Origin of the sequence: Escherichia sp. AM3 (genome assembly GCF_032029835.1) — a bacterium.
GTDB lineage: Bacteria > Pseudomonadota > Gammaproteobacteria > Enterobacterales > Enterobacteriaceae > Escherichia > Escherichia coli.
In genome coordinates this window covers 1-681 of sequence record NZ_JAVUPQ010000472.1, presented here as the reverse complement: position 1 = coordinate 681, position 681 = coordinate 1, and the positions used below count along the sequence as shown (strand labels likewise).

Here is a 681-nt window from a genome sequence, read left to right as displayed (position 1 = left end):
CCGGCGCGATTTCAATTAATTCAACGCCTTCTGCCGTTAACTGGAATACTGCGCGTTCAGTGATATACAACACTTCCTGACCACTTTGCTGTGCGTAGGCGGCGCTAAAAGTGATTTTTTCCACCTTGGTAACCAGTTTAGGGATTTGACCTGACTGGGCGATATGCAAGCCATCTGGTGTTATATCGATCTTGCTGCCTTTAGCGTCGAACGTGCCGCAGAACACCACTTTACGGGCATTTTGCGCAATTTCGAGAAATCCGCCGGGGCCAATCAGATTGCCATTGAGATGGGAGACGTTGACGTTACCGTACTGATCCATCTCTCCCATGCCGAGGAAGGTGATATCGATCCCTCCGCCACTGTAGAACTCAAATTGATCGAGTGATGGAATAATGGCATCGGCGTTGCGGGCTCAGCCGAAAAACGCATCATCCAGCATCATGCCGTTATGTACGCCTTGCTCGACGCTCAGCCATAAACTTTGGTAAGGAACGCCTTCGCGCAGCGCTACTCCTGGAATGCCGCCGGGAATACCAAAGCCAAAGTTGGTTGAAGCGCCAGCTACCAGTTCGCGTGCTGCCCGACGGGCAATCAGGCGACGTACCGGATGACTAACCAGTTCAATAGCGTCGTTAGAACTCAGACGGCGATGTTGGCCGCTGATGGTCAGGTCGTAAC

1 pseudogene is annotated in these 681 nt (G+C 52.3%); it reads right to left on the bottom strand.

The annotated features are described in order from the left end of the window. A pseudogene (locus RTW80_RS26670) lies at positions 1-681 on the bottom strand (acyl CoA:acetate/3-ketoacid CoA transferase); the annotation flags it as partial.